The organism is Stenotrophomonas sp. GZD-301, assembly GCF_049310345.1.
In the GTDB taxonomy this organism is placed as follows: Bacteria; Pseudomonadota; Gammaproteobacteria; order Xanthomonadales; family Xanthomonadaceae; genus Stenotrophomonas.
This window is the reverse complement of the sequence record NZ_JBMOWY010000046.1, coordinates 20616-27197: the sequence shown is the minus strand read 5'-3', so window position 1 is coordinate 27197 and position 6582 is coordinate 20616. Positions and strand designations below refer to the sequence as shown.

At 68.8% G+C, this 6582-nt stretch carries 8 protein-coding genes; 3 read left to right on the top strand and 5 right to left on the bottom strand.

Annotated elements, in window-relative coordinates:
• Positions 1–156: 156 nt before the first annotated feature.
• Genes ACO6VK_RS12975 through ACO6VK_RS12965 form a run of 3 tightly spaced genes read right to left on the bottom strand, consistent with a single transcriptional unit; the run spans position 157 to position 2164 of the window.
• Entirely contained in the window at positions 157–1107 is a 951-nt protein-coding gene (locus tag ACO6VK_RS12975; RefSeq protein ID WP_422507727.1) for an aspartate carbamoyltransferase catalytic subunit, read from the bottom strand.
• A gap of 15 nt (positions 1108–1122) precedes the next feature.
• A complete protein-coding gene (ruvX, locus tag ACO6VK_RS12970) occupies positions 1123–1605 on the bottom strand; it encodes a Holliday junction resolvase RuvX (protein WP_422507725.1) in 483 nt (160 codons plus the stop codon).
• Complete coding sequence (locus ACO6VK_RS12965; RefSeq protein ID WP_422507723.1) at positions 1598–2164, bottom strand: YqgE/AlgH family protein; 567 nt, start codon at positions 2162–2164, stop codon at positions 1598–1600. Before ACO6VK_RS12965 ends, ruvX begins: the two co-directional genes overlap by 8 nt.
• An 80-nt stretch (positions 2165–2244) precedes the next feature.
• Between ACO6VK_RS12965 and ACO6VK_RS12960 the strand changes: the two genes are divergently transcribed.
• Positions 2245–4032 carry a DUF4153 domain-containing protein gene (locus ACO6VK_RS12960; protein ID WP_422507721.1) on the top strand — a complete coding sequence of 596 codons (1788 nt, stop codon included), beginning with the start codon at positions 2245–2247 and terminating at the stop codon, positions 4030–4032.
• Positions 4029–4562: a DNA-3-methyladenine glycosylase I gene (locus ACO6VK_RS12955; protein ID WP_422507719.1), complete on the top strand. Its 534-nt coding sequence runs from the start codon at positions 4029–4031 to the stop codon at positions 4560–4562. The genes ACO6VK_RS12960 and ACO6VK_RS12955 overlap by 4 nt, the downstream gene beginning before the upstream one ends.
• Here ACO6VK_RS12955 and ACO6VK_RS12950 read toward each other — a convergent pair.
• On the bottom strand, positions 4547–5257 hold the full coding sequence (locus ACO6VK_RS12950) for a YitT family protein (protein ID WP_422507717.1): 711 nt from the start codon (positions 5255–5257) through the stop codon (positions 4547–4549). The two genes, ACO6VK_RS12955 and ACO6VK_RS12950, sit on opposite strands and share 16 nt — an antisense overlap.
• An 86-nt stretch (positions 5258–5343) precedes the next feature.
• Entirely contained in the window at positions 5344–5559 is a 216-nt protein-coding gene (locus ACO6VK_RS12945) for a DUF4287 domain-containing protein (protein ID WP_411850134.1), read from the bottom strand.
• A 182-nt stretch (positions 5560–5741) separates the two neighbouring features.
• Between ACO6VK_RS12945 and ACO6VK_RS12940 the strand changes: the two genes are divergently transcribed.
• Positions 5742–6563, top strand: a complete 822-nt coding sequence (locus ACO6VK_RS12940; protein ID WP_422507715.1) for an alpha/beta fold hydrolase — start codon at positions 5742–5744, stop codon at positions 6561–6563.
• Positions 6564–6582: the final 19 nt, after the last annotated feature.

Genomic DNA, 6582 nt, shown 5'->3' with positions numbered 1-6582 from the left:
GGCTCCACATGCGGTCGGATTCGTCTGGAGCCGGCCAGCGGCCGGCACTACAGGACTGTTGAATTTTTGCGGAGCCGGCCAGCGGCCGGCACTACAGGACTGTTGAATTTCTGCGGAGCCAACCAGCGGCCGGCACCCAGGGCGATACCCCACCCCTCACCCCAGCAACGTCTCCAGCACCGCCATGCGCACGGCGACGCCGTTGGCGACCTGGCGCAGTACCCACGACTGCGGGCCGTCGGCCACCTCGTCGGTGACTTCGACACCGCGGTTGATCGGGCCGGGGTGCAGCACGGCGGCGTCCTGGCCGGCGCGCTTCAGGCGCGCGGCATCGAGGCCGTACTGCGCGTGATACTGCTCGAGCGACGGCACCAGGCCTTCTTCCATGCGCTCGCGCTGCAGACGCAGCATCATCAGCGCATCGGCACCTTCCAGCATCGCGTCGAAATCCTGGCCGACGATGCAGCCCTTCAGCGTGTCATCGTCCGGCAGCAGCGACTGCGGGCCACACACGCGGATCTCGCCCACGCCCAGCGTGCGCAGTGCATGCAGGTCGGTGCGGGCCACGCGCGAGTGCTTCACGTCGCCGACGATGATCACCTTCATCTTCGAGAAATCGCTGCCCTTGGCCTGGCGCAGGGTCAACATGTCGAGCAGGCCCTGGGTCGGGTGCGAGCTGCGTCCGTCACCGGCGTTGACCAGCGCGGTGCCCTCGCCTGCGGCGGCGGCCAGCGCCGCCACGGCGCCGTCATCGGGATGGCGCACGACGAAGCCGCGCACGCCCATCGCTTCCAGGTTCTTCAGCGTGTCGCAGGCGGTTTCGCCCTTGCGCGTGGACGAGGTCGACGCGTCGAAGTTCAGCACGTCCGCGCCCAGCCGCTGTGCGGCCAGCTGGAACGAACTGCGGGTGCGGGTGGACGGTTCGAAGAACAGCGTGCACACCGCCGAGCCCCCCAGCACGTGGCGCTTGTTGCCGACCCGGCCAACGGCGGCATCGCGGATCTGGCCGGCACGGTCGAGCAGCTGCAGCAGGGTCTGGCGGGGAAGACCTTCCAGGGTCAGCAGGTGGCGCAGGCGTCCATCGGAATCGAGTTGCGAGGCGGTCATGGGCTAGGTCTGGGGTCAGGAAACGGGGGTGGCGTCGTCGGGCGAAGACAGCCAGCGTTCGATGATCACCGCTGCGGCCACCGCATCCAGGGTGGCGGCATCGCGGCGACGCTTGCGGCCTTCGGCGCGCTCGACCGCAAACCGGCGTGCCGCTTCGACCGAGCTGGACCGCTCGTCGATCAGCACCACCGGCAACTTGAAACGTTCGCGCAGCTGCCGCGCGAAACCGTGCGCGCGCTTGCGGTTGGGCTGGTCCTGGCCGTCCAGGGTCAGCGGATCGCCAACCACCAGCCCGTCCGGGCGCCATTCCTTGAGCAGGCGTTCGACCGCGGCCCAGTCCGGCCCATTGCCGTGCACATCCACGACCGCAATGGCGCGGGCATGCGTGCCGAACGAACTGCCGATGGCCACGCCGATCCGGCGCGAGCCCACGTCGAAACCAAGCACGGTGCCGTCGCGGCGGATGGTGCCGGGCGCGGTGGTGGCCGGCTCAGACATGGCCGCTGTAGTCGGTGAGACGGAACAGGTCCACGCCGATGCGCGAGGCCGCGCCCTGCCAGCGCTGCTCCAGCGGGGTGCTGAACAGCAGTTCCTCATCGGCCGGCACGGTGAGCCAGCTGTTGTCGGCCAGTTCGCTTTCGAGCTGGCCTTCGCTCCAGCCCGCGCAGCCCAGCGTGACCAGCGCGTTGCGCGGGCCTTCGCCGCGCGCCATCGCTTCGAGGATGTCGCGCGAGGTGGTCAGGTACACGCCCTGGCCCACGTTGAGGCTGGAATCCCACGGGCGCGCATCGTCATGGATCACAAAGCCGCGTTCGGGATGCACCGGGCCGCCGTTGAGCACGATCTGCCCACGCAGTGCGCCGTCTTCGGTCGGAATCTCCATCTGCGCCAGCACTTCGCCCAAGGTGTATTCGGAGGGCTGGTTGACCAGTACCCCCATCGCACCGTTGTCGTCGTGCTGGCAGATCAGCGCAACGCTGCGCGCGAACGGGGGATCGCTCAGCGACGGCAGCGCGACCAGGAAATGATGGGCGAGAGAGGTGGAAAGCTCGGACATGGCGCCATTCTACCCGCTGGGCCTGCGCACCGGCGTGAGCCCTCCGCTACGATGCACGCACTCACGGAAGGAGAGCATCCATGAACGACAGCCCGCCGCTGCCGCTGAACACCCGCAGCGCGATCGTGCTGATCGCCCTGTTGCAGGGGCTGCTGCTGTACATCGCCACCCAGGCCGATACCACCTGGCCGTTCGACAGCATCACCGGCCAACTGTGCTGGAACGCGGCGGTCCTGCTGGTACCGGGCGCGATCGTACTGGCGGCAACGCGGCTCAACGACCGCCGTCTGTGGGCGCACGCCGGCATCGGCCTGCTGGGCGTGCTGGCCCTGGCCGGCTGGGTCGGCTGGAACCTGCAGGGCGCGCCCGGGCTGGCCGAAGGGCCGCTGGTGACGCCCTTCGCCTTGTGCATGGCGGTGGGCTTCTTCGTGCTGCTGCCGTGGTGGCAGTTCCGGCTCGCCAGCGGCCACTGGCGAGCCACCTACACCGCGTTGTTTGAACACGCCTGGCAGAACGCGCTGACCCTGGCCCTGGCCGTGGCGTTCACCGGGCTGACCTGGCTGCTGCTGTGGTTGTGGGCGCTGCTGTTCATGCTGGTGGACATCCGCTTCTTCCGCGGACTGTTCCAGCAGGGCGCCTTCATCGCATTGGCCACCGGCACGCTGATGGGCTTTGGCATTCTGATCGGGCGCACCCAGCAGCGCGCGGTGCAGGTCACCCGGCAGGTGCTGTTCGCGGTGTGCAAGGGACTGCTGCCGCTGCTGGCGTTCATCGCCGTGCTGTTCGTCTGCAGCCTGCCGTTCACCGGCTTGGAACCACTGTGGAAGACCCGCTCGGCTGCCGCCCTGCTGCTGTCCATCGTGGCGCTGCTGGTGGTGTTCACCAATGCGGTTTACCAGCAGGACAGCGACGTGCCGCCGTATCCGGCGTGGTTGCGGCGGCTGGTGGATGCCAGCCTGCTGGCGTTGCCGATCTACGCAGGGTTGGCCCTCTACGCGGTAGCCCTGCGCGTGGAGCAGCATGGCTGGACGCTGCCGCGGGTGTGGGTGGCACTGATCGCCCTGCTGCTGGCCGGCTATGCACTCGGCTACGCCTGGGCCGCGCTGCGCCGGTACCCGCGCTGGCTGCAGGGCATCGAGACGGTCAACCGCTGGGTCTGCTGGGCCGTGCTGGCCGCGGCGGTGCTGCCGCATACGCCCCTGCTGGACCCGGTGCGGCTGAGCGTGCACAGCCAGGTCACCCGCCTGCAGGCGCAGGCGCCGCAGATCGAGGAAGACGACGCGCGCGTGCTGCGCTTCGAGCTCGGCCGGCGCGGCTACCAGGCCCTGCAGGCCCTGCGCGACGCACCGGGCTTCAAGGACGCGCCCGGTGCCGTGGCGGTGATGGATGCCGCGCTCGCGCGGCAGTCGCGCTGGCATGGCGACAGCACGACGTCGTCGGTGGCGTCGGTGACCGAGCGCGCCGTGCTGCAGCGCCAGCTCGTGTCCGCCGCCAACAGCCCGGCACCGGATACCGCCTGGTGGGACGCGCTGCTCGCCGGCCAGGTGCCCGCCAACGACTGCCTGCGGCCCGGCCATCCGTGCGTGGCCCTGCGCCGCGACCTGGATGGCGACGGACGCGACGAGATGCTGTTGTGCGATGTGAGCGGCACCGTGGGATCGTCCTGCCAGCTGCATGTGCTGGAGGGCGCACAGTGGCGCGACGGCGGTACCCTGACCTTCTGGTCCGGCAGCACCGGCCGCATCCAGACGGCGGTGCGCCAGGGCAGCATCACGCTGCATCGCCCTCGCTGGCCGCAGGTGTCGCTGGATGGCGGCGAGCCGCAGGACATCCAGACCCCTCCCCCTTCATCCAAGGACACCCCGTGAGCGGCTACTGCCTGATCGCCCCCGGCCATCCCGTGCATGGCCACTACCACGACCACGAGTACGGCTTCCCGCAGCGCGACGAACGCGAGCTGTTCGAACGGCTGATCCTGGAGATCAACCAGGCCGGGCTGAGCTGGGAGACCATCCTGAAGAAGCGCGAGGGTTTCCGTGCCGCGTACGACGGTTTCGATGTGGACACCGTGGCCGCCTATGGCGAGCGCGACATCGAACGCCTGCTGGGCGATGCCCGCATCATCCGCAACCGGCTCAAGGTGCATGCGGCGGTCCACAACGCGCAGGTCATCCAGCAGCTGCGGGCCAGCCACGGCAGTTTCGCCGCGTGGCTGGACGCGCATCATCCGCAGGACAAGGCGGCCTGGGTGAAGCTGTTCAAGAAGACCTTCCGCTTCACCGGCGGTGAGATCACCGGCGAGTTCCTGATGAGCCTGGGCTACCTGCCGGGCGCGCACAGCCCGGACTGCCCGGTGTTCGCGCGGCTGGCAGCCGCCTCGGGTCACACGCCCATGTAACGGCCGGGGCGGTGGTTGAACATCAGCACCAGGCTGAGCACCACCGCGCCGATGGCCGAGTACATCACCTTCGACGGGGACAGCACGAAGAAGGCCACACACATCAGCAGCGTGTCGAAGGACATCTGCACCTTGCCCGCGCTCCAGCCGCGGGTGCGCTGCAGGTACACCGCCAGGATGCCGATGCCGCCGAGGCTGGCGCGGTGGCGGATGTAGAACAGGATGCCCAGGCCGGCCAGCGCGCCGCCGACGATGGCCGAGTACAGCGAGCTGATGTGGGCGAAATCGGCCCAGCGCGGCAGCAGGTCGGTCAGCACGCCGCAGGCGGTCACCGCCGCGAAGGTCTTGAGCGTGAACTCCCAGCCCATGCGTCGCACCGCCACCCAGTAGAACGGCAGGTTGACCAGCACGAACACCAGGCCGAAGTTCCAGCCGAACGCGTAATGGGCCAGGAACGCCAGCCCGGCCATGCCGCCGATCATCAGCCCGCCCTTGGCGAAGATCGCCAGGCCCAGCGAGGCCACCAGGGTGGCCAGCAGCATGCCCTGCACGTCCTCGGCCACGGAATGGCGCAGCGCCTTTTCATCGGCGACGGTGCCGGCACTGTCCGGCGGCGGGGTCAGCGGGCCGGCGGTGACCAGGTGGCCGTCAGCGTCGTCGCACGGCTCGGGGCTGTGGGAATCAAGGGAAGTCACGTGGGGGTACCGCGGGTGGGGGCGGTATTAGACACGATCTACGTGACAGTTGCAGTTGAAATCGTTCAGCCAGCCCGCTGGGCCGTTCAGCCGCCCCCACCGCGCAGGTGGTGGGCCACCAGGGCATTGGCGTGGCCGTGGCCCAGCCCGTGCTCGGTTTTCAGGAACGCCACCAGCTCCATGTGCTTGAGCCCGCCCTGGGTCACCAGCAGCGCCAGCCAGTGGCCAACCGGCTGGCCGTAAGTTTTTTCGATGGACGGGAAGTAGGACGCAGGGCCTTTGATCGTCGGGGTGTCGCTCATCTCGGTACTCCGTAGCGGTCGGGGGGGCGGGCCGGGCGGCGCGCCTGTCATCGGTTCGACGTTGCAGCGGGGCGAAAATCGACATGCCGCCGGCAGCGCGTCTTTCATGCCGGCTGAACACCCGGCTGCGGCAGCATGCAGGGCTTACCCGCGCATCCCCCACCCCCCAAGGAGTTCGCGTCATGCCGTACGTCACCACACCGGACAACACCCAGATCTTCTACAAGGACTGGGGCAAGGGCCAGCCGATCGTCTTCCACCACGGCTGGCCGCTCAGTGCCGACGACTGGGACAGCCAGCTGCAGTTCTTCCTGCTGCAGGGCTACCGCGTGATCGCCCATGACCGTCGGGGGCACGGCCGCTCCTCGCAGACCAGCGGCGGCCATGACATGGATACCTACGTGGCCGACGTCAACGCCCTGGTCGAGCACCTGGACCTGCGCGATGCCGTGCACGTGGGGCACTCCACCGGCGGCGGCGAAGTGGCCCATTACGTGGCCCAGGCCAAGCCCGGGCGCGTTGCCAAGGCCGTCCTGATCGGCGCGGTGCCGCCGATCATGATCAAGAGCGCAGCCAACCCCGGCGGCACGCCCAAGGAGGTGTTCGACGGCTTCCGCGCGCAGTTGGCGGCCGGGCGCGCCGCCTTCTACCGCGAGGTGCCGATTCCCTTCTACGGCTTCAACCGCGACGGCGCCCCGCCGGTGGAGGGCATCGTCGACAACTGGTGGCGCCAGGGCATGATGGGCGCGATCAACGCGCACTACGACTGCATCAAGGCCTTCTCGGAAACCGACTTCACCGAGGACCTGAAGAAGATCGAGGTGCCGGTGCTGGTGATGCACGGCGACGACGACCAGATCGTGCCGATCGCCGACTCGGCCGAGCTGTCGATCAAGCTGCTCAAACACGGCACGCTGAAGGTGTACAAGGGCTACCCGCACGGGATGTGCACTACCCATGCCGACGTGATCAATCCGGATCTGCTGGCGTTCATCCGCGGATGAGGTAACGCACCGGACCAGG